20 protein-coding genes are annotated in these 20282 nt (G+C 72.3%); 12 read left to right on the top strand and 8 right to left on the bottom strand.

What is annotated here, in order from left to right; translation table 11 throughout:
- Positions 1-605 precede the first annotated feature (605 nt).
- Both OG990_RS09915 and OG990_RS09920 read left to right on the top strand, forming a co-directional pair.
- Positions 606-1478, top strand: coding sequence for a DUF2726 domain-containing protein (locus tag OG990_RS09915; RefSeq protein WP_406080004.1), 873 nt, complete (start codon positions 606-608; stop codon positions 1476-1478).
- 293 nt (positions 1479-1771) lie between these two features.
- Positions 1772-3022: a hypothetical protein gene (locus tag OG990_RS09920; RefSeq protein WP_406080005.1), complete on the top strand. Its 1251-nt coding sequence runs from the start codon at positions 1772-1774 to the stop codon at positions 3020-3022.
- 176 nt (positions 3023-3198) lie between these two features.
- On the opposite strand, the gene OG990_RS09925 is transcribed toward OG990_RS09920, so the two are convergent.
- Entirely contained in the window at positions 3199-3546 is a 348-nt protein-coding gene (locus OG990_RS09925; RefSeq protein WP_328416437.1) for an Lsr2 family protein, read from the bottom strand.
- A gap of 158 nt (positions 3547-3704) precedes the next feature.
- Complete coding sequence (locus OG990_RS09930; protein ID WP_406080007.1) at positions 3705-4310, bottom strand: response regulator; 606 nt, start codon at positions 4308-4310, stop codon at positions 3705-3707.
- Between the two features lie 13 nt (positions 4311-4323).
- On the opposite strand from OG990_RS09930, the gene OG990_RS09935 reads away from it, so the two are divergent.
- The 3 genes from OG990_RS09935 to OG990_RS09945 all read left to right on the top strand — a co-directional run bounded on the left by OG990_RS09935 (position 4324) and on the right by OG990_RS09945 (position 7450).
- Complete coding sequence (locus OG990_RS09935) at positions 4324-4539, top strand: hypothetical protein (RefSeq protein WP_406080008.1); 216 nt, start codon at positions 4324-4326, stop codon at positions 4537-4539.
- A 38-nt stretch (positions 4540-4577) separates the two neighbouring features.
- On the top strand, positions 4578-6908 hold the full coding sequence (gene lon / locus OG990_RS09940) for an endopeptidase La (RefSeq protein ID WP_406080010.1): 2331 nt from the start codon (positions 4578-4580) through the stop codon (positions 6906-6908).
- Between the two features lie 137 nt (positions 6909-7045).
- Positions 7046-7450: a DoxX family protein gene (locus tag OG990_RS09945; protein WP_328416443.1), complete on the top strand. Its 405-nt coding sequence runs from the start codon at positions 7046-7048 to the stop codon at positions 7448-7450.
- Between the two features lie 46 nt (positions 7451-7496).
- On the opposite strand, the gene OG990_RS09950 is transcribed toward OG990_RS09945, so the two are convergent.
- Together OG990_RS09950 and OG990_RS09955 are read right to left on the bottom strand one after the other, a co-directional pair.
- The gene (locus OG990_RS09950) at positions 7497-9227 is read right to left on the bottom strand and encodes a DEAD/DEAH box helicase (RefSeq protein WP_406080013.1); all 1731 of its coding nucleotides are present in this window, start codon (positions 9225-9227) and stop codon (positions 7497-7499) included.
- 85 nt (positions 9228-9312) lie between these two features.
- A complete protein-coding gene (locus OG990_RS09955) occupies positions 9313-10221 on the bottom strand; it encodes a hypothetical protein (RefSeq protein ID WP_406080015.1) in 909 nt (302 codons plus the stop codon).
- Between the two features lie 131 nt (positions 10222-10352).
- On the opposite strand from OG990_RS09955, the gene OG990_RS09960 reads away from it, so the two are divergent.
- Together OG990_RS09960 and OG990_RS09965 are read left to right on the top strand one after the other, a co-directional pair.
- Positions 10353-11507: a sensor histidine kinase gene (locus tag OG990_RS09960; protein WP_406080016.1), complete on the top strand. Its 1155-nt coding sequence runs from the start codon at positions 10353-10355 to the stop codon at positions 11505-11507.
- Positions 11504-12109: a response regulator transcription factor gene (locus tag OG990_RS09965; protein WP_328416449.1), complete on the top strand. Its 606-nt coding sequence runs from the start codon at positions 11504-11506 to the stop codon at positions 12107-12109. The genes OG990_RS09960 and OG990_RS09965 overlap by 4 nt, the downstream gene beginning before the upstream one ends.
- 100 nt (positions 12110-12209) lie before the next feature.
- On the opposite strand, the gene OG990_RS09970 is transcribed toward OG990_RS09965, so the two are convergent.
- Complete coding sequence (locus OG990_RS09970) at positions 12210-13148, bottom strand: SMP-30/gluconolactonase/LRE family protein (RefSeq protein ID WP_406080017.1); 939 nt, start codon at positions 13146-13148, stop codon at positions 12210-12212.
- A gap of 109 nt (positions 13149-13257) precedes the next feature.
- On the opposite strand from OG990_RS09970, the gene OG990_RS09975 reads away from it, so the two are divergent.
- From OG990_RS09975 to OG990_RS09985, 3 genes are read left to right on the top strand one after another with little or no spacing between them, the layout of a single operon-like run.
- Positions 13258-13725 (top strand): Lrp/AsnC family transcriptional regulator, encoded by a 468-nt coding sequence (locus OG990_RS09975; protein ID WP_355611329.1) that lies wholly within the window; start codon positions 13258-13260, stop codon positions 13723-13725.
- Positions 13726-13734: 9 nt separating this feature from the next.
- On the top strand, positions 13735-14256 hold the full coding sequence (locus OG990_RS09980) for a 2'-5' RNA ligase family protein (protein ID WP_406080018.1): 522 nt from the start codon (positions 13735-13737) through the stop codon (positions 14254-14256).
- A gap of 31 nt (positions 14257-14287) precedes the next feature.
- Positions 14288-14689, top strand: coding sequence for a hypothetical protein (locus OG990_RS09985; protein ID WP_406080019.1), 402 nt, complete (start codon positions 14288-14290; stop codon positions 14687-14689).
- On the opposite strand, the gene OG990_RS09990 is transcribed toward OG990_RS09985, so the two are convergent.
- Together OG990_RS09990 and OG990_RS09995 are read right to left on the bottom strand one after the other, a co-directional pair.
- Positions 14650-15549: a hypothetical protein gene (locus tag OG990_RS09990; RefSeq protein ID WP_406080020.1), complete on the bottom strand. Its 900-nt coding sequence runs from the start codon at positions 15547-15549 to the stop codon at positions 14650-14652. The two genes, OG990_RS09985 and OG990_RS09990, sit on opposite strands and share 40 nt — an antisense overlap.
- A 101-nt stretch (positions 15550-15650) precedes the next feature.
- Positions 15651-16343: a hypothetical protein gene (locus OG990_RS09995; protein WP_406080021.1), complete on the bottom strand. Its 693-nt coding sequence runs from the start codon at positions 16341-16343 to the stop codon at positions 15651-15653.
- 348 nt (positions 16344-16691) lie between these two features.
- Between OG990_RS09995 and OG990_RS10000 the strand changes: the two genes are divergently transcribed.
- Positions 16692-16895: a hypothetical protein gene (locus OG990_RS10000; protein ID WP_406080022.1), complete on the top strand. Its 204-nt coding sequence runs from the start codon at positions 16692-16694 to the stop codon at positions 16893-16895.
- 84 nt (positions 16896-16979) lie between these two features.
- On the opposite strand, the gene OG990_RS10005 is transcribed toward OG990_RS10000, so the two are convergent.
- The gene (locus tag OG990_RS10005) at positions 16980-19205 is read right to left on the bottom strand and encodes a family 43 glycosylhydrolase (protein WP_406080024.1); all 2226 of its coding nucleotides are present in this window, start codon (positions 19203-19205) and stop codon (positions 16980-16982) included.
- A gap of 129 nt (positions 19206-19334) precedes the next feature.
- On the opposite strand from OG990_RS10005, the gene OG990_RS10010 reads away from it, so the two are divergent.
- The gene (locus tag OG990_RS10010; RefSeq protein WP_406080025.1) at positions 19335-20078 is read left to right on the top strand and encodes an ArsR/SmtB family transcription factor; all 744 of its coding nucleotides are present in this window, start codon (positions 19335-19337) and stop codon (positions 20076-20078) included.
- Positions 20079-20282 lie beyond the last annotated feature (204 nt).

Here is a 20282-nt window from a genome sequence, read left to right on the forward strand (position 1 = left end):
GGATTGCCGCTGGCGCTCCGGGCTGGGCCGGCGGTCGGGGCGGACGGGCGGGTGGCGATGGGTCGCTGGGGGAGTTTGTGGTGTCGCCCAGCTCGATCAGCGCGGGGTCGCCGGAGGATGGTCGGATCACCAGCCCGGCGAGGCCGGCGAGCAGGGCGAGGGCGGTCACTCTGGCGCGGGCGAGCGCCCAGACTGCCATCGGCGAGGCCGCCGAACTGCTGTCGCGACATGCTGACCTCCCGGCCGGCCCGCTACCGGCGACCCCGCTGGATACACCGGGCGGGGACCTCTGGAACACGACGCTCCTGTGATGCCGGTCACAGTGGCGGTCCAGCGCTGGCATCGGCGGGCCGCCGTTGACGCTTCTACAACGTTGCAATGCCTCCTTCGTTCCCAGGAGGGCCTCAATGCGGGTCCCCTCGGTTCCTTGACCGATCCGGCAGAAGCACACCATCGAGGGCCCGGTGATGGGCGCGCCGAGTAGCGGTCGGTGGGCGCGCGGGTCCGGCCGGTTGGGGCGGCGCCGGCCGCACCGCCGAGGCGAGCACCATGATCGACCGCCTAGACTCGGCCCGGCGCGACCGACCGGCGGATGGATCAGGCAGATGACGAGCACCGTCAGCGACGACCTCGGCTGGCTGCGGGCGCTGCCCGCCGACGGTGGGCGGGACACGCTGCTCACCCGCGCCGGCCACCGGGTCCACCCGGCGCGCCGGCTCAGCGAGCTGGTCCAGGGGCGTCCGCCCGGCGTCACCGGCAGCCAGTGGAGCTCGGCCAGCCGGGCCGGCTTCGACTTCGTGATCTGCGCCGCCGACACCGGGCGTCCGATCGTCGCCGTGGAGATCGGCCCGGTCGCTGCGGCCGGCTCGGCACAGCAGCGCGCCGAGCGGCTCAAGGACGCGGTGAGCGCCGCGGTCGGGCTGCCGGTGCTGCGCGTCGGGTCGCCCACGCTGCGGGCGGCCGAGCACGGCCGACGTCTGGTGGAGTACGTGATCGACGCGCGCGACTACGCAGCGGGCGGCGCCGGGGACGAGGCGGCCCCGGTGGGCTTCCGGGACATCCTCGGGCGGCTGCCGGACGGCCGTACCGGCCCGGTCAACGACCTCGGCGCGTTGGCCCGAGCGGCGGCTGTCGAGGCGTACGTGGCCCGGCGGCTCGCCGACCCGATCGTGCGAGGGCTGCACGTGCGCTGGTCGGACGGCCCCGCGCAGGGGTGGAGCTGGGTGCACGTACGCCCCGACGCGTGCCTGGTGGAACGGGTCTCGGTAACCGAGCACCGCTTCTCCTGTGGCATCGACGCGGCCCGGCTTGCCGAGGACCTCGCCACGGTCGCCGTCGGGGAACGGCTACGCGCCGCCGAGATCGGTGGCCCCGATCTGCAACCGCGAGCCGAATTGACCGCGGACATCGTCGCGCTGAGCCAGCGCCGGCACGAACTGGTGGGCGGCTTCGCCTTCGACCACCTCTGCGCCGACTGACCAGCGCCTGCCGCACCTGCTGACCCTTCTGCGCACCGGCTCCGCGTCGGGTCGCGGCAATTTCCTGTGCGCCGGTTGAACCTTCCCGGTCGCCGTCCCGTACTCCTGCGCGAATGAACAGGATCTCCCCATCCGCGTCGACCGGACGCGGGAGACGGTGCGGAAAGGGCATCGTCGGCCATCGACACGTTACCGGGTAGGTCACGGTGGTCGCCGCTGTGGCGTGCCCTCTCACATCCGTCGGTCCGCCGAGGGCAGGAATCCACTACCGGATCGAGAAGGAGAGCAATTCGATGCGCAGGTCCACACGGGCGCGCCGGTCATCCGGCAACGCGCGGAGCAAGCGTCTGCTGGCCGTTGTCGGCACGCTCGTGGTCTTCGGCGGAGTCGTCGCCGTGACCCAGATTTCGTCGGCCCAGGATCGGCGGACGAACAAGCCGCGACCGGCTGCGGGGCAGTGCGTGGAGCCGAGCCCGGGCGCGACCGCGCCGACTGGCGCCGGTTCGACCACCCGGACCTGGCAGAACGGTCGTTGGGTGCGTAACCACTGGGGTGACGGGCAGCAGTCGGTCCCCGAGTGCGAGGACGGCAAGGACGGTACGTCGGGCACCGGCTCGGCCATCGCCTGCCCGGACGTGACGGCGAAGCTGCCGCAGGTGCCGGACCGGTCCCGGGCCGAGGTGGACCGCAACCTCGCGCAGTTGCAGACCCAGATCGCGGAGGCCGACCGCCGGCTGGCCGCCGAGGGCAGCAAGGGTGAGGCGTTCATCCGCAGCTCGATCCTCCAGCCACTGGCCGCCAAGCGACGTGCGGTGCTGGATCGGATCACGACCGCCATCGACCGGGTCGGGCCCCGCCCGCAGGGGCTGGCGCAGCTCGCCGAGTGTCAGGTGCAGCCGACCGGAAACACGGGCGGCAACAATGGTGGGAACACCGGCGGCGGCAATAACGGCGGGAACAACGGTGGCGGCAACAACGGTGGCAACGCCCCCGGTGCCGGGCTCGGCGTGCTGGCCAACGACTGCGACCAGAGTCAGCTCCAGCCGCACGACGGCTTCCAGAACGGCAACCGCTGCGTGAGCACCGAGTTCGGTGAGGTCGGCGCTGCCGCCAACAACCCGTCGCTGCTGATCACCCAGTTCCCCGGTGAGGTCGGCCGCAACCAGGCCTTCACCCTGCGGGTCAGCACCCGCAACCTGATCCGGGACCGCTTCCTCGCGGCTGGTCAGGGCGGGTACTACGTGGAGAGCTCGCTGCTCAACGACCAGGGTCTGGTCCGCGGCCACTTCCACACCGCCTGCCGCATGCTGGACAGCCTGACCACCCCGCCGGAGCCGCAGGAGGTGCCCGCGTTCTTCGTGGCCACCGAGGACGGGCGCGGTAGTGCCCAGCCGGACGAGGTGACCATCCAGATCCCGGGTCTGCCGGAGTCGGGTACCGCGCAGTGCGCGGTCTGGGCCGGCGACGGCTCGCACCGGCTGCCGATGATGGAACGCGCCAACCAGACCCCGGCGTTCGACGCGGTGCGTATCGAGGTCAACTGAGTCTGAGTCGACCTGCGGCGGCCGGTCACCCGGGGCGGACAGCCCGGGGTGACCGGCCGCCGCGCCGTGTCTACCGAGGGGAGTGATGGGGAATGACCCATCGGCCCGAAAGGCGGCCGCGGACAATCTGACGGGGCCACGCCGTTTCCGGCGGGCCCCGTCTGTGTGTCGTCCGGTCAGCGGTTCTTGTACGCCTCAACCACCTCGACCGGGATCCGGCCCCGTTCGGAAATCTTGTAGCCGTTCTTGACGGCCCATTCCCGGATGGCCCGGTTCTGCTCCCGATCCATTCCGGCGCCGCTGGGTCGCCCCGGCCGCCGGACTGCGCGAGCGCCCTCAACCGGGCCCCGCCCGATGCGCCGACCCGCATTGATGTACGGATCCAGCGACTTGCGCAGGACGCCGGCATTCTCGTCGGAGACATCGATCGTGTAGGCCACGCCGTCGAGACTGAACTCGACCGTCCGGTCTGCCTTCCCACCGTCGAGGTCGTCGGTCAGCACCGTGATTACTTTTCTCGCCATTGCCGATTACTCCCTGTGTGTGGCGGGATGTGTCCAAAGTCTGACCCACCACCCGGGGAAACCGCAACAATATGCGCCCTTTTCATTTCGGCGCGTCGCGATTGGTTGGCGAGCAAATCCGCGAACGGACGCCGAATCGGGGCGCTGGCCGCCTTCATTCACCCGAGCAGACCGGCGTGTCCGGCGACGGCGGCGGCCTCCGCCCGGTTGGATACCCGCAGCTTCCGGAGCAGCGTGGCGGTCATCCGTTTCACCGTTCGCTCCGAGACGTGCAGTTCCTCGGCGATGTCGACGGTGCTGCGGCCGGCGGCGATCGCCCGCAGCAGCCGGCGCTCCTCGTCATCCAGGTCGACCGGTGCGGCGCGCGAAGGCCGCAGCACGGCGCGCAGCAGTTCCGCCGGCAGCACCGCCCAGCCATCGAGGATGGCGAGCAGCGGGGGCAGGAGATCCCCCGGTTCGCTGGTCTTCGGTAGGTACCCCTCGGCGCCGGCGCGCAGCGCGTCCAAGGCGGGCGCCGGGTCGGTCGAACCGGACATCGCCACCACCCGCACCCGTGGGGTGGTCCGCCGGATCGCGGCCACCGCCCGGATGCCGCCGGGTGGAGGCATGTGCAGGTCGACCAGGGCCAGGTCGGGCATGCAACGGCTGATCATGGCGGCGGCGGCGGAGGCGTCACCGGTCGAGCCGACCACCTCGGCCCGTTTGTCGGTGGTCAGCGGGAGCAGCAGTTCCAGGCCGCGGACGAAGAGGGGGTGATCGTCCACGACGGCGATTCTGGTGGTCTTCGCGGCGCTGACCGTGCTCGCCGCCGCCGCCGGGCTGCCCGGCCGGATCGTGGTCGCCCTGGCCGCGATCAGCCTCGCCATCCCGCTCGCCGTGGCGATCGCCGGTGGCGGACGGCTGACCCGTGAGCTGCTGCTGCCGGCCCGCCGACCGGAGCCGGACAGTGGCCTGGGTCACACCCCGGAACAAGGGGAACGCTTTGTTACTTGAGTGAGACACGCTCAAGTCAACGCGATAGCAGGTGTTCGATGGCAACTCTTCCGGTACTTCCTCTGACCGATGCCGTGCTGCTGCCCGGCATGGTCATCCCGGTGACCCTCGACCCGACCACTCAGGCCGCGGTCGACGCAGCCCGCGCGACCGGTGACCGCAAGCTGCTCGCCGTGCCCCGCATCGAAGGCGAGTACGGCCCGGTGGGCGCGGTCGCCACCATCGAGAAGGTGGGACGGCTGCCCGACGGTGAGCCGGCCGCCGTCATCCGTGGCCTGTCCCGGGCCCGGATCGGCTCCGGCGTGCCCGGCCCCGGCGCCGCACTCTGGGTCGAGGCGACCGAACTCGACGAACCCGCCCCCGCTGGCCGGGCCCGGGAGCTCGCCCGCGAGTACCGCGCCCTGACGACCTCCGTGCTCCAGCAGCGTGGCGCCTGGCAGGTCATCGACGCGATGGAGCGGATGACCGACCTCTCCGAGCTGGCCGACTCGGCCGGCTATGCGCCCTGGTTGAGCCTGGAGCAGAAGACCGAACTGCTCGCCGCCCCGGACGTCACCGCCCGGCTGGAGCTGCTGGTCGGCTGGGTGAAGGAACACCTGGCCGAGCAGGAGGTCACCGAGCAGATCAACACCGACGTGCGGGAGGGGCTGGAGAAGTCCCAGCGGGAGTTCCTGCTCCGCCAGCAGCTCGCCGCGATCCGCAAGGAGCTGGGTGAGGACGAGCCGGACGGCTCGGCCGACTACCGGTCCCGGGTCGAGGGTGCCGACCTGCCGGAGAAGGTCCGCGAGGCCGCCATGCGGGAGGTCGGCAAGCTGGAGCGGGCCAGTGACGCCTCCCCGGAGGCGGGCTGGATCCGTACCTGGCTGGACACCGTCCTCGAGATGCCGTGGGGCACGCGTACCCAGGACAACACCGACCTCGGCGCGGCCCGGGCGGTGCTCGACGCCGACCACGCCGGCCTGGCCGACGTGAAGGACCGCATCCTGGAGTACCTCGCGGTGCGCAACCGCCGGGCCGAGCGCAACCTCGGCGTGGTCGGCGGTCGCGGCTCCGGCGCGGTGCTCGCCCTCGCCGGCCCGCCCGGGGTCGGCAAGACCAGCCTCGGTGAGTCCGTGGCACGGGCACTCGGGCGCAACTTCGTCCGGGTCTCCCTCGGCGGCGTGCGCGACGAGGCCGAGATCCGCGGCCACCGGCGTACCTACGTCGGCGCGCTGCCCGGTCGGATCGTCCGTGCGCTGCGCGAGGCCGGCTCGATGAACCCGGTCGTGCTCCTCGACGAGGTCGACAAGCTGGCCGCCGGCTACGCCGGTGACCCGGCCGCCGCCCTGCTGGAGGTGCTCGACCCGGCGCAGAACCACACCTTCCGGGACCACTACCTGGAGGTCGACCTCGACCTGTCCGACGTGCTCTTCCTGGCCACCGCCAACGTGGTGGAGTCCATCCCCGGTCCGCTGCTGGACCGGATGGAGCTGGTCACCCTGGACGGGTACACCGAGGACGAGAAGGTCGCCATCGCCCGGGACCACCTGCTGCCCCGGCAGCGGGAGCGGGCCGGGCTGACCGCCGACGAGGTGAGCATCGCCGACGAGGCTCTCGCGCTGATCGCGGGGGAGTACACCCGGGAGGCCGGCGTCCGGCAGCTCGAACGTGGCCTGGCCAAGATCCTGCGCAAGGTGGCGGTGACGCTGGCGACCGACCCGACCCCGGTTCGCGTCGACACCGACAACCTCGCCAGCTACCTGGGTCGACCGAAGTTCACCCCGGAATCGGCCGAGCGCACCGCGGTGCCCGGCGTGGCCACTGGTCTCGCCGTCACGGGCGCCGGCGGGGACGTGCTCTTCATCGAGGCGACCAGCATGGAGGGCGAGCCGGGGCTGACCCTGACCGGCCAACTCGGTGACGTGATGAAGGAGTCGGCACACATCGCCCTCTCCTACCTGCGCTCCAACGGGCGGCGGTTCGGCATCGACCCGAACGTCCTGGCCGGGCGCCGGATCCACGTCCACTTCCCGGCGGGCGCGGTGCCCAAGGACGGCCCGAGCGCCGGCATCACCATGGTGACCGCGCTGGCGTCGCTGGTCACCGGCCGCCCGGTCCGCCCGGAGTTCGGGATGACCGGCGAGGTGACGCTCTCCGGGCGGGTGCTGCCGATCGGCGGGGTGAAGCAGAAGCTGCTCGCTGCGCACCGGGCCGGACTCACCGAGGTGATCATCCCGGCGCGCAACGAGCCGGATCTGGACGACCTGCCGGCCGAGGTGCGCGAGGCGTTGACCGTGCACACCCTGGCCGACGTCGCCGACGTGCTCGCCCTGGCGCTGCGCCCGGCCGAGGTCGACGCGTTGGACGGCTCGGCGCTCGCCGTGGCCTGACGATCCGACCAGGGAGCCCTCGTCGTCTTCGGACGGCGGGGGCTCCCTGCTGTACGAGTCGATCAGCGAACCGTACTGTCCTGCTCGAACCCCTCAACTACCTCTCCGCCACGAGGCGGCCCCCGGGAGGAACCCCCGTGAACGTGGTCCTTTGGATCATCCAGATCCTGCTCGCCGTCGTGTTCGGCGGTGCCGGCCTGGCCAAGCTGACCCAGCCCAAGGAGAAGCTGCGCGACCGGATGGGCTGGGTTGACCCCGTTCCGCCGACCCAGGTCAAGGCACTCGGCGCCGTCGAGCTGCTGGCCGCCATCGGGCTCGTACTGCCCGCCCTCACCGGCATCGCCACCGTGCTCACCCCGCTGGCCGCCGTCGGGCTGGTCATCGTCATGGTCGGCGGCATTCTGGTGCACCTGCGCGGCCTGAAGAGGCAGGACACCGAGGACCGGCGCCGGATGGAGATGCAGGGCGCCGTGACCTGCGCCGTGCTGCTCGTCCTCGCCGCGGTGGTGGCGTGGGGCCGGTTCGGCCCGTACTCCTTCTGATCCTTGCGCCGGCGACCGTCGTACCCGACGGTCGCCGGCGGCGCGCTCAGCGGTGGTCGCCGCCGCGATCCCGGCGCACGGTGGCCTTGCGGCCCTTGATGGTGCTGGAACGCAACCCGGAGATCACCTCGTCGGCCACGCCCTGCGGCACCTCCACCAGCGAGAACCGGTCGGCGATCTCGATCGAGCCGATGTCCCGGCCGCTGATCCCGGTCTCCCCGGTGATCGCGCCGACCAGATCCTGCGGGCGCACCCCGGCGCGCCGGCCCAGGCCGACGAAGACCTGGACGGTGTTACCGCCCACGCGCGGCCGACCGCCACCGCGCCGGTCACCGCCCCGGCCCCCGGCCTCCGGCCGACCCTCGCGGGGGCCGCGCACCGGCACCTGCGGGATCTCCTCCTCGTCGTCCGAGCCCGGCGAGGTCACCTCGTGCGCCAGCTTCACAGCGGCGAGAGCGACCTCCATCAGGTCGAACTCGTCGGTCAGCGTCTCCACGATCACCCGGAACGGGTCCAGGTCGTCCTCCAGCAGGCTCTCCCGCAGCGCCGCCTGGGTCAGCTCCAGTCGGCGGGTGCGCATGTCCGCCACCGTGGGGATCTTGTCGATGGTGATCCGCTGGCCGGTCACCCGCTCGATGGTCTTCAGCATCCGGTGCTCACGCGGCTCGGCGAGGGTGATCGCCACGCCCTCCCGCCCCGCCCGGCCCACCCGACCGATCCGGTGCACGTACGACTCCGGCGCCGACGGCACGTCGTAGTTGACCACGTGGGTGAGCTGCTCGACGTCCAACCCGCGGGCCGCCACGTCGGTGGCCACCAGCAGGTCGGCGGTGCCCGCCCGCAGCCGTCCCATCACCCGGTCCCGCTGCTCCTGGCTCATCCCGCCGTGCAGCGCCTCGGACCGGTAGCCCCGGCCGTTCATCGTCTCGGTCAGCCGGTCGACCTCTTCCCGGCTGCGGCAGAACACGATCGCGGCGGTGGGTGACTCCACGTCCAGCACCCGGCCCAGCGCGGCCGGCTTGTGCGCCCGGGTCACGATGTACGCGCTCTGCCGCACCCGGGGCGCCTCACCGGCCACCGTCTGCTCCCGGCCGATCTCGATCCGGACCGGCTCGCGCAGGTGCTGTCGGGCCATCCCGTCGATCCGCGACGGCATGGTGGCCGAGAAGAGTACGGTCTGGCGCTGCGCGGGGGCGTGCTCCAGGATCGCCTCGATGTCCTCGGCGAAGCCCATGTCGAGCATCTCGTCGGCCTCGTCCAGCACCACCGTGGCCAGCCCGCCCAGCCGCAGGGTGCCCCGGGCGATGTGGTCCAGCGCCCGCCCCGGGGTGGCCACCACCACGTCGACCCCGCTGTCCAGCGCCCGCAACTGCCGCCCGATCGGCTGCCCACCGTAGATCGGCAGCACCCGCGCCCCCAGGTCCTTGCCGTAGCGGTGGAACGCCTCGGAGACCTGCACCGCCAGCTCCCGGGTCGGCACCAGCACCAGCGCCACCGGGTCCCCGCCCTGGCGGTGCGGCGGCATCCGGTTCAGCAGCGGCAGCGCGAACGCCGCCGTCTTGCCGGTGCCGGTGGCCGCCTGACCCAGCAGGTCCCGACCCTCCAGCAGCGGTGGGATCGCCTCCCGCTGGATGGGGGTCGGTTCCTCGTAACCGAGGGCGGCGAGCGCGCCCAGCAGTTCGGCGCGCAGCCCGAGCTCCGTGAAGGCGTTCGCCTCGTCGGTGTCGTCGGGGGTGGTGTCGGTAGGTGCGTCGTGCTGTGCAGGTGCGGAACTCATGCGCCAAGCCTTTCATCACGCCGCCGCCCCCGCTGCGCCGACCGGCCCAACAGCCACCCGACCGCCCATGCCGGCGCGCGGTTGGTCAGCCGCCGGTGGTCAGGATCGCCAGGATCATCACGCCGGCGAGCGTCGCGTCCAGCACCCCGCACCACTCGGCGTAGCCGCGCGGCACCACCCGGCCGGTGCGGTGGTGCACCAGGTCCCACCCGGCATGCGCCAGCCAGCCGAACGCCACCAGCCACGCGCCGGTCCGTCCGCCGGCCGTGACCGCGACCAGCGTCAGGGCGACCCAGCCGGCCAGGCCGGCCAGTTGAGTGGCGAGCACGCCCGGACCGCGCAGCGTGCGGCGGACCACACCGATCAACAGATAGCCGCCGGGCAGCGCCAGCATCGTCCAGGGGCTGAGCACCTGCGGGTCGAACACCATGTCCATGCCCATGAGCAGCGCCAACCCGGTCGGCCAGCGGCGGGCGAGCGCCACCACGGCCGGGTGTCGGCGTACCGGCGCGGGCGCCTCGTGCCGATGCCGCACCGCCACCAGCACCATCGCCGGCACCATCAGCAGATGGCCACCGAGCAGCATCGCGTCGGCGTCCAGCAGGCCGGCCCACATCGGCGCGAACAGCAGCAGGAAGGGGACGTACATGGCGGCGGCCATCTCGCCGACCGCGCTCCATCGGTGCGCCCGGTAACGCATCCACACCGTCATACCCACGGTCATGTTGGTGGCCATCACCAGCGCGGCCACCTCCGGTCGATCCAGCGGTCCGGCCAGCCCCAGTGCGGCACCGGTCAGGTCCCACCACGGGGCGAGCAGCAGCATCCCGGCGACCATCGCGAGCGCCATCTCGGCGAGGTGCCACAGCAGCCGCCGCGAACGGCCGGCCGCCGTCGTGGCCGGCGTCGTGCCCGGCGCTGCCGGCGAGTCGGCCGGCAGCGACCCGTTCGGTGGTACGGCCAGGGTGTCGGAGTGCGTCCGTGTCGTTTCCATGCCGTAGACCCTGCCCGCGTCCCGGCGCGGTGGGCAGGCTCGTCCGTCACCGGAAAACCGTGCGTTTTGCACGGTCCAACCGTGACAACCGCAGGGGTGGACCGGGCGTCGGGCGGTCCTAGGATCGGTGCGTGGCGAGCGAGGCGGTGACTCCCCGGGCGGACCGCCGGCTGCACCGGGCCCGGCAGGCGACGCTGCTGTCGCTGGCCACCGGCGTCTGGGCGACCGCCCTGCTGCCCGCCGTCGGCCTGAGCCGCGAGCCGGACCCGGGCCGCGTCGCGCTCGGCGCGGTCGGCATCCTCGCCTTCGTGGCCACCCAGACCGCCGTGCTGTACGCCGCCGTGACGCCGTGGCTCGACCAGCGCTGGCGGCGTCGCGCCCAGCTGGGCCTGGCCGGGGTGGCGGTGCTGACCGTCCCGCTGGTGGGGCCGGTGGCGGCCGGTGTCTGGCCGACCTGGGCGTGGCTGGGTGCCTCGCTGATCGGGATGGCGCCACTGCTGGTCCGCCTCCCGGCCGGGCTGGCGGTCGCGGCCGGGGTCCTGCTGGTGTCGATGGCCGTGGGGTGGTGGACCGGCGGATCGGTCTGGCACCACCTGGCCGTGACCGGCGGGGTCGGGGTGGGCATCGCCGCGGTCAACGGGTTCCAGGTCTGGTTCTGGGACGTGCTCGTGGAGGCCCGGCAGGGCCAGGCCGCCCAGGCCCGGCTGGCCGCCGCCGAGGAGCGGCTGCGCTTCGCCCGAGACGTGCATGACGTGCTGGGGCACAGCCTCACGGTGATCGCGTTGAAGGCCGAACTCGCCGCGCGGCTCGCCCACGTCGACCCGGAGCGGGCCGGCCGGGAAGCCACCGAGGTGCAGCGCCTCGCCGCGTCCGCGCTGACCGAGGTGCGGGAGACCGTGCACGGCTACCGGGCCGTCGACCTCGGCGAGCAGTTGGCCGCCGTGGTGGGCGTACTGCGTTCCTGCGGGGTGCGCTGCACGGTCGTGCCGCCGCCGGCCGACCTGCCCCAGCGCGCGGCCACCGAGCTGGCGGCGGTGCTGCGCGAGGCGGGGACGAACGTGCTGCGGCACAGCCGGGCCGACTGGTGCCGGATCCACATCCACCGGGAGGACGACGTGGTCAGGATGACGGTGGCCAACGACGGCGCCGACGGGCGGGGCCCGGACGGGCACAGCCACGGCCTGCGCGGGCTGGTCGACCGGCTCGCCGCCGCCGGCGGCGAGCTGCGGGTGCGCCGGGAGGACGCGGTGTTCACGCTCGAGGCCACCGTGCCGGTGGCGTCGTGATCCGCGTCCTGCTCGCCGACGACGAGGATCTGATCCGGGTCGCGGTCGGCGCGCTGCTCGCTCTGGAGCCGGACATCGAGGTGGTGGCCCACGCCGCCGACGGCCCGGCGGCGGTCACCGCGACACTGGCGCACCGCCCCGACGTGGCCGTGGTGGACCTGGAGATGCCTGGCCTGGACGGCATCGGAGTCGCCGCCGAGCTGACCCGCGCCCGCCCCGAATGCGGGGTGGTCGTGCTCACCGGGCACGGCCGTCCGGGGCACCTGCGCCAGGCGTTGACCGCCGGCGCCCGGGGGTTCCTGCCCAAGGGCTCGCCCGGCAGCGCGCTCGCCGACGTGATCCGCCGCGTGCACGCCGGCGGCCGGTACGTCGACCCGTCGCTGGCCGCCGACGCGCTCACCCTGCCCGCGTGCCCCCTGACCCCCCGCGAGCTGGAGACACTGCGGCTGGCCGAGTTCGGCGCCCCGATCGCGGTGATCGCCCGCCGGGTGCACCTGTCCACCGGCACCGTGCGCAACCATCTCTCCGCCGCAGTGCAGAAGCTCGGCGCGTCCGACCGCGCCGAAGCGATACGCACCGCCCGCAACAACGGCTGGCTCTAACCCGCCCCCGCCCCGCCGCCGCGCCGGGTCCGCGCTGATGCGTCCGCTCCGGTGATCATGAAGTTGGCGACGTCGGTGCCGGCGTGTCGTGACGCTAACTTCATGATCGACGCGGGGGTGGACCAGCGGGAGCGGGGTAGCGGGCGCCGTTGAAGGTGACTCGGAGCGCGTACACGGAGTTGCCGGCGGTGATGAACAGGTGGTTCCGTTTCGGGCCGCCGAAGGTGAGGTTGGCGACCGATTCGGGCAGCAGGAGTTTCCCGATGAGGGTGCCGTCGGGGTCGAAGCAGTGCACACCGTCCCAGGCTGCGGCCCACACCCGCCCGGCGTCGTCGACGCGGATGCCGTCGAAGCGGCCGAAATCGCATTCGGCGAAGACCTTCCCGCCGGTCAGGGCGCCGTCGGCGGTGACGTCGAAAACGCGTATGTGGCTGGGTTCCTGTCGGGTGTCGACGATGTAGAGCTGCTGCTCGTCGCCGGAGAAGGCCAGGCCGTTGGGGCGGCAGAAATCGTCGGCAACGATGCGCAGGTCGCCGGTGGCCGGGTCGAGGCGGAACACGTAGCAGCCATCGCCGAACTCGTTGTCGCCCCTGTTGCCCTCGTAATCGGAGTCAATGCCGTAGCTCGGATCGGTGAACCAGATCGTGCCGTCGGCGCGTACCACGACATCGTTGGGGCTGTTGAGCCGCCGACCCTCGTGGCGGTCGGCGAGCACGGTGATCGTGCCGTCGTGCTCGGTGCGGGTGACTCGCCGGTTGCCCTGCTCGCACGTGACGAGCCGGCCCTGGCGGTCCACTGTGTTGCCATTGGCGTAGCCCGAGGCGTGGCGGAAGACGCCGACCGCGCCGGTGCACTCGTCCCAGCGCAACAGCCGGTCGTTGGGGATGTCGCTCCACACCAGGTACCGGCCGGCTGGAAAGTAGGCCGGACCTTCGGTCTTGCGTGCGCCCGTGTACAGCCGTTCGGCGACGAAGTCGCCGTCGAGGTAACGGAACCGCTCGTCGAGCAGGTGGAACTGTGCGGGAACGGTCTCGGTCATCGCCGCGCCTCCTGGATCTCGTGCACCACGTTCGGCCAGATCCTAGTCGCGCCGAACCTGATAAGGTCAACAGGCGCACTGGGCAGATCACATCTCGGGGAGCGGCTTCGTGGTAGATGACATCGACCGAGCGTTGTTGGCGTGCCTGCAGCACGACGCCACCCAGTCCTACGCCGCGCTGGGGAAGGCGGTGGGTCTGTCCGCCGGCTCGGCGCACGAACGGGTGCGCAAGCTGCGCGAACGCGGGGTGATCCGCCGCACCACCATCGACGTCGACCCGGCCGCTGTGGAGCGCGGCGTGTCGGCCTTCGTGATGGTCGACGGCAACACGTGGATGGGTGACACACGGGAAGCGCTCTCGGCCATACCCGGCATCCAGGAGGCGCACATCATCGCCGGCGCGGCCTCGCTGCTGGTGAAGATCCGCACCGCGACCACCGAAGACCTGCAGGCGGCGCTCCGCAGCATCTTCGACATCGGCGGAGTGACCAGCACCCAGACCATCGTCGTGCTCGAGACATTCTTCGAACGTCCGGTGAGCGTCCTCGACGGGAGCACCGAACCGCAGCCGGGCTAGCGTGCGGGGGTGCGTACGGTCGAGTTGATCTGTTCGGTGGAGCTGGACGACGCGGTCCGGACCGCCTGGGACCGGTTGGCCGCGGCCGGACTGCCCAGCCTGGCGCGCAACATCCACCCGACCAACCGGCCGCACCTCACCCTCGCGGCGGTGGACGAGTTCCCGCCCGGCGCCGAGCATCGCCTGGCCGAGCTGTTCGACGCCGCGCTGCCGGTGCCGGTCACGCTCGACCGCGTCGTCGTTCTCGACGGCAGCGCGCCGTTGGTCTGGCTCGTCCGACCCACACGCGCGCTGTCCACGCTGCACGCTGCCGTGTGGGACGTGCTCACCGACGCTGCCGGACATCGTCCGTGGCACGCGCCGGGTGCGTGGGTGCCGCACCTGAGCCTGGCGCTGCGGTTCCGCAACGCGGACCTGCGGCTCGCCCGCGCCGTCGCCGGCGGTCAAAGGCCGACGGGCACGTTCGTCGCGGGCCGCAGTTACGACGGCACGGACCGGTCGGTGACGCCGCTGACCCGCCAGCGACGCTGATCTCCCGCGACCGTCCGGTTCGGATACTGTCGTGGCGCCGTCATCGGAGGAGGTGGTCCGAGTGCGGGACGTCGGCTACTTCAGGGATCTGCCGCACGGCGATTCGGCGGAGATCAGCCTGCGGGACGCTCGCGGCAGTCTCGCCGAACACCTCGTCGCTCCGGTGGTCGGCTATCTCACCGGCGGCTGCACGCTCGCCGCGGCGGCAGGTTACGCGTTCGACGAACTGCACCCGGCGCGGCCCGAGATCGCGCCACTCGCCATCCTCACCGACGGCGAATGGTCGTGGCCGAACGATCTTCCGTACTACGTGGAGACGTATCGGGTGGGTCTACCGGAGGAATTCCTCCGCCACGCAGAGGCTCTCGGTTGGCGTCCTCCGCAGCTGACCGCTCAGCGACTCGCGGAGCTCGCTGGGGAGCCGGACGACTGAGCTGTTCGGTGGCCATCGGCTGCCGGCCGCCGCAGGTCGTCGACCTCGGAGCGCAGCAGGTGGGTCCAGTGCGCAACGGTGGCGTCGTCCGGGACAGGCGCATTCGGGCCTGTGGAGGCTTCGGCCTGCCGGACGCGGCGGACGACTTCAGCCGGCCCGTTCGTGCCGAGCAGTTCCAGTACGCCGGGCCAGTCGGTCAGGCCGTACGGGCTGACGATGCAGCTGGCGCCATTGCTGAGCAGCGCGACGCCGTTCAGGTCGTGAAGGGGGCGGCTGCCGGTCACCGCTTCGTACGCCGCGTGCGGATCATCCTTGGCGATCCAGTAGCCGCCCGGCTGGTTGCGGCGAGCCCGCAGCGCCTCGGCGCAGGAGTCCCGGATGCGGTCGTACTCCGGCGTTCCCCTGGAAAGGCCGTTGAGGGGCGCGGAGCAGATGCGCCTGGCGGTCACCTCACGTTCGTCGGTGATGACCTGCGGGCCGCCGCTGGCCTGGTCGAGGACGAGGAAGGAGTCCGCCAGCAGGAGGTAGTCCAGGCGGTCCTGGTGGGCGCGGACCATCAGAACGGTCGCCTGCGGGCTGCTCGGGTTCGTGATGTCGCAGGTGCCCCGGTGGTCGGCGGCTATCTCGCCGATCGCGGTGGCGAGGGTCGCCGCGAGGTCTCGCCCGTCGGCCCGTGACAGCCGGCCGAGCAGCGCGCCGCCGAGACGGTGCGTGTACCAGGCGACACCGTGGGAGCAGAGCGACTCGGTTCCCGGGATGCCGGCGCCGTCCAGCAGCACCGCGGCATCGGGGACGGCGCCGAAGAAGTCCTCGTTCGGCCGGCCGGTCCTACCGGCGCTGGTCGCCATGCTGACGCGCACTCGTGGGCTCCTCGGTCAGGGACAGCAGAGATGACAATCGGGCATTGCCGCCGCACCCGACTTCTTCGGCCGCTGTCGCTCGGCCTGGTGATCCGCGGGCCTCAGTTGCTGCCCCCACCACCATCGCCGCCCCCGCCATCGCCTCCGCCGCTCAACTCGCCGCCACCACCACCGCCTGCACCACCGGCGTAGCCGTGGCGGCCGTCGTTGAAGGGCAGATCGCCGCGAATGCCGCGTGGCCTGAGCCGCTTGCCCTGCCCTGCGAGGTGTTGCAGGCAGATCAGGTTGGAACCCGGGAAGCACTCGCCACGCCCTCCGCAATCGGTCAGGTAGCGGTTGCCATCTCGGACGTGGAGCTCCTGGTCCACCCGGAACAGCAAGGGAAGGTCGGTTGGGCCACAACCCTCGTCCCGGCGGCCGTAGCCCAGCGTGGCCAGCAGCAGGGGCGCGCGATTGGTATTGACCGTGTCAGCGCTCATCGCAGACCTCGGCTGATGGTGCAGAATGCCCCCGAACGCGGCGTCGCAGAAGGCGGCGTAATCCCGCGCATGCAGGGTCAGATCCTGCCACAGATCGTCGACGACCACCGACGGCATCGATAGCCTTGTACTGGAATGGCGGACGATGAGCCGGAACCACTGTCGGGTCGCGGTTTCGACCAGGCGGATGTCGTCGTCGCTGAGGTGGGGATACTGATTCCGTAGACGCTGACGCCCGCTGGCAGGAAACTGCAGGTCGCCAACAGCGCGAAGTCGGTGAGCGGTGTGGTTGTCTCTGAGCCTCGTCCAGATCATGCGGCTACTTCTATCCGCCCGGGGTGCGAGCGCTAGGGCCCCGACTCGCCGAAGTGGCGTCGCGGCCTCTTCAGAGTACGACAGTAGGCAAGAACGGCATTCGACGCAGAAATAGATCTCTTGGAAGGTGCTGGGCCTGCCGTCCACGCAGGACTTTCCAATTACCCGGATCGACACTCACACCGAGCCTCGCGGGGCTGCCGCAGGCCGAATAGAGCAGGCATCATGGTCGCCATGAACGCTCCGTACCCCGATTGGGTGACCATCGCGGCCTATGAGAACAAACTTGGCTGTCCGCAGCCGATGGCTGCCGTCCGCGCTTGACTGCGTGACCGGGGCATCGACTGGATGCCCTTGGGGTCGGGCGACATCTACTGGGGCCTTGCCTGCGGCATCGGCCCGGGCGGGCACTGGCACGGCTGGGTCGACGTCCGTGTCGAGGCTGCCGCTCTGCGGCGCCTCGGGCTGCATCCCGATCAACCGACCGCGATGGTCACCGGGCCGACCCCGCCCGGCTGGTGGCACGCCGCCGCGGAGCGGCACGCTCGCTGAGGCACCCCGAGTCGCGACGCTCTGCCGGTGCGGAAGGGCCCCCTGGACAACGCCAGCCGTTGACCGGGGACCCTTCCGCACGCCTCAGCGGTAGAAGCGCAGGTAGTCGAATTCGGCAGTGACCGGCGGCTCGGCGCCGCCGTGCGCGACCAGCCCGATCCGGGGAGTGGTGTCGGCCGGGAAGGTCCACACCGCACCCCACGTCCAGGTACGCCCGTCCCGGCTGGACCCGGCCCGGAACTCGTGCTCCCCGGTGACCGGGTCGACGTGGTGCGCCAGCCGCAACCAGGTAGTGGTGGCCGGGGTGCCGACGATGCTGCCGCCGTACACCGGCTGGCCGGCGAAGGGCAGCTCATAGCCGTACTCGACCTGCCGGGTGTTCCAGATCGCCACCTGGGCCAGCCGGGCGAACCGGTCGTCGTCGACGTACGCGACCAGCCCGGCCTGCTGGTAGTTGCGGACCGTCTCCTCGCCCAGATCCAGCGTCACCCGGGTCTCGGCGACGTAGTCGCCGCTGGGCGCGTCGCGCAGCAGCACACCGGCGGTGTTGCCGGTGCCGGTCAGGTCGGCGGCCTGCACCGGCCAGCGCAACGCGCCACCGGAGACGGTCGCCGCCGGGTCCTCGCGTACCCACCGCCAGGCGGCGTCCAGCCCGTCGCTGAACTCGTCGGAGTAGGCCCGCAGCGGCGCTCCGACACGGGGCTCGGGCACCGCCCGCTTCGCCGGCTCGTACAGCCGGGCGACGCTGACGTTGTCGAACTCGGCGGCGCCGCCGGTGGCGGTCAACCCGGGCCGGCCGGCAGTCGGGCGGTCCAGCCGCAGCGACACGACGGCGAGTTGGTCACCGAGCCGGGCCGGGCTCAGCTCGGCGACCAGGTTCCGGCCGCGTACCTCGACGGCCAGGTTGTGCTGGTCGGCTGGGGCGAAACCGGCGGGCAGCGGCGCGGTGGCACGCCGGTCGCCGTCGCGGGCCACCAGCCGGCCGCCGGCCGCGTCCACCCGTACCTCGACCCGGTCGCCGAGGGTGATCCCGGCGGCGGCCGCGCCGGTGAGCCGCAGGTCGGCCTCCGCCCGCACGTCTCCGCCCACGGTGGTACGGCTGGTCAGCGCGCCGCTGCCGGTGAGCCGGCCGTCGGCGACCCGCCACTCGCCGGCGGTACGTCGCCAGCCGGCCAGCCCTGCGGTGTCGAACCGGTCGTCGACCCGGCCGGTGGTCACCGGTGCGGGCCGGGTGCCCTCGGACGGCCCGGCGCCGGCGTTCACCGTCGGCCAGCCGTCGATCCAGTCCAGCCGGTCCAGCAACATCGGGCGTTCGTTGATGCCGAACGGCTCGTCCAGGTACGGGTCGGCCCGGTCGATGGCGTGGTAGACGATCCAGTCCTGGCCGGACAGGTCGGTGAGGAACCCGTTGTGGCCGGTGCCGATCCACCGGTTGCCGTTCTGGGTGAGCACCGGTGTGCCGCCGGCCCGGGAGGCGGTCAGGGCCACGCCGTCCCGGTCGGTGAACGGGCCGCGCGGGGTGCGCGCCCGTCCGACCTGGACGGAGTAGCCGGTGGCCGGGCCGGCGCAGCAGTTCGCGGTGGAGGCGAACAGGTAGTACCAGCCGTCGTGGCGCAGCACGTAGCTGCCCTCGAACTTGTTGTCGACGGCCACCAGGGTCGGCGTGCCGACCGCGGTCAGCCCGTCCGGGCTGAGCTCGGTGACCGAGATGCCGCCGTAGTAGCTGCCGTAGTAGAGATAGCTGCGGCCGTCGACGTCGGTGAACTGGCTCGGGTCGATGGTCCACAGGTAGCCACCGCCGCCGCCGGGGCGCGGGGCGACAACCGGCTGCGTGGCGAAGGTCCACGGCCCGGTCGGGCTGGGGGCGGTGGCCGCGCCGATCGCGTAGTCGCTGCCCTCGGTGGAGACGGTGGTGTCGGTGACCGTCACGTACATGACCCACCGGTCGCCGAGGCGGCGCACGTCCGGTGCCCAGTACGCCGCGCCGGGCGCTGCGTAGGGCGGGCGCTGGTCGGGGCCGAACGCATCTCCGACGTACGTCCAGTCGACCAGGTCGGCCGAGCGGGCCGTGGGCACCCGATGGAACTCGCGCTCACCCTCGCGCAGCGGGTCGGTCGTGCCGTAGGCGTACCAGAAGCCGTCGTCGCCGCGAACGATGACCGGGTCGGCGAAGGTGTCGCCCACGGCGGCGGAGATCGGATTTCGGTAGCGGGACGGGCCGTCGGAGCCGGCAGCGGGAGCGATCGGGGACGCGGCCAGGATCAGGCCGAGCGCGGCGGCGAGCGCGCCGCCGCGGCGGAGGTGTCGCATATGGACCTGCCTCGGGGGAGTGGGCGGTGTGTGCCCTCGTTCTTACAACGATGGATACAACGTTGTAAAGGGCTGGACATCCGCACCCCGGTTGCCCGTGCGGCACCGGGTCGGGGAGATGATGGGGCGATGAGCGCAGTCACCGAGGGCCGGGGAATGGCGGAGTTGGCCGCCCTGTTGGCCGACGGCACCCGGGCCGGCATCTGCCTCGCGCTGCTCGACGGCCGGGCCTGGACGGCTGGCGAACTGGCCCGGCGGGCCGGGGTCGCGCCGTCCACGGCCAGCGACCACCTCACCCGGCTGGTCCGGGGCGGGCTGCTGGTCGAGGAGCGGCAGGGCCGGCACCGCTACCTGCGGCTGGCCGGGCCGTCGGTGGCCCAGCTGATCGAGAACCTGGTCGGGCACGCCCCGGCCCCACCCGCGCCAACCGGGTCGCTCCGCGCCGCCAGCACCGGAGCTGCCCTGGCGTACGCCCGGACCTGCTACGACCACCTCGCCGGGCGGCTCGGCGTGCTGATGTACGACGCGCTGCTGGCCGACGGACGGCTGGACCGGGCCAGCGGACTGACGCTGACCCCCGACGGGTGGGCGTGGGCCGCCGGGCTGGGCGTACCGGTGGACGTGCTGCGCACCGCCCGACGCCCGGTGGTCCGCGACTGCCTGGACTGGACCGAGCGCCGGTCGCACCTGGCCGGGGCGCTCGGCACGGCGCTCTGCCGGCGCTTCACCGAGCTGGGCTGGACCGCCCCGGGCGCAGGCCGCGCGGTCCGCCTCACCGCGACCGGCCGGCCCGCCCTCGCCGCGACCCTGGCCATCCCCGAAGACACCCTCACCCCCACCCCACCCCCGACGCCCACCAGCGGCCGCGCCTGACCCCCCGGCCGCCGCGTCAGAGGAAGCGGTGGACGCAACATCCTGGAGCTTGTCTCATCCTGTTTGGGCTGGTGGGGTGGTGTTGACAGGACGAGTCGTGGGGTCGCGGCGCTGGTCAGGGTGTGGTGATCTTCGCTGATGATCGACTGCCCTCGGGAAGGTTCGATCTGTTCCGGTGTTGCGCGTGGCTCATAGCAGGGCCCT

This window comes from Micromonospora sp. NBC_00858 (genome assembly GCF_045207365.1).
Classification (GTDB): domain Bacteria; phylum Actinomycetota; class Actinomycetes; order Mycobacteriales; family Micromonosporaceae; genus Micromonospora.

What these genes read in the sequence shown, in the direction of transcription:
- OG990_RS09995 (WP_406080021.1), bottom strand. Translation starts at nt 16,343, where the DNA reads ATGATCTGGACGAGGCTCAGAGACAACCACACCGCTCACCGACTTCGC.
- OG990_RS09925 (WP_328416437.1), bottom strand. Translation starts at nt 3,546, where the DNA reads ATGGCGAGAAAAGTAATCACGGTGCTGACCGACGACCTCGACGGTGGG.
- OG990_RS09955 (WP_406080015.1), bottom strand. Translation starts at nt 10,221, where the DNA reads ATGGAAACGACACGGACGCACTCCGACACCCTGGCCGTACCACCGAAC.
- OG990_RS10005 (WP_406080024.1), bottom strand. Translation starts at nt 19,205, where the DNA reads ATGCGACACCTCCGCCGCGGCGGCGCGCTCGCCGCCGCGCTCGGCCTG.
- OG990_RS09920 (WP_406080005.1), top strand. Translation starts at nt 1,772, where the DNA reads ATGCGCAGGTCCACACGGGCGCGCCGGTCATCCGGCAACGCGCGGAGC.
- OG990_RS09915 (WP_406080004.1), top strand. Translation starts at nt 606, where the DNA reads ATGACGAGCACCGTCAGCGACGACCTCGGCTGGCTGCGGGCGCTGCCC.
- lon (WP_406080010.1), top strand. Translation starts at nt 4,578, where the DNA reads ATGGCAACTCTTCCGGTACTTCCTCTGACCGATGCCGTGCTGCTGCCC.
- OG990_RS10010 (WP_406080025.1), top strand. Translation starts at nt 19,335, where the DNA reads ATGAGCGCAGTCACCGAGGGCCGGGGAATGGCGGAGTTGGCCGCCCTG.
- OG990_RS09970 (WP_406080017.1), bottom strand. Translation starts at nt 13,148, where the DNA reads ATGACCGAGACCGTTCCCGCACAGTTCCACCTGCTCGACGAGCGGTTC.
- OG990_RS09950 (WP_406080013.1), bottom strand. Translation starts at nt 9,227, where the DNA reads ATGAGTTCCGCACCTGCACAGCACGACGCACCTACCGACACCACCCCC.
- OG990_RS10000 (WP_406080022.1), top strand. Translation starts at nt 16,692, where the DNA reads ATGCCCTTGGGGTCGGGCGACATCTACTGGGGCCTTGCCTGCGGCATC.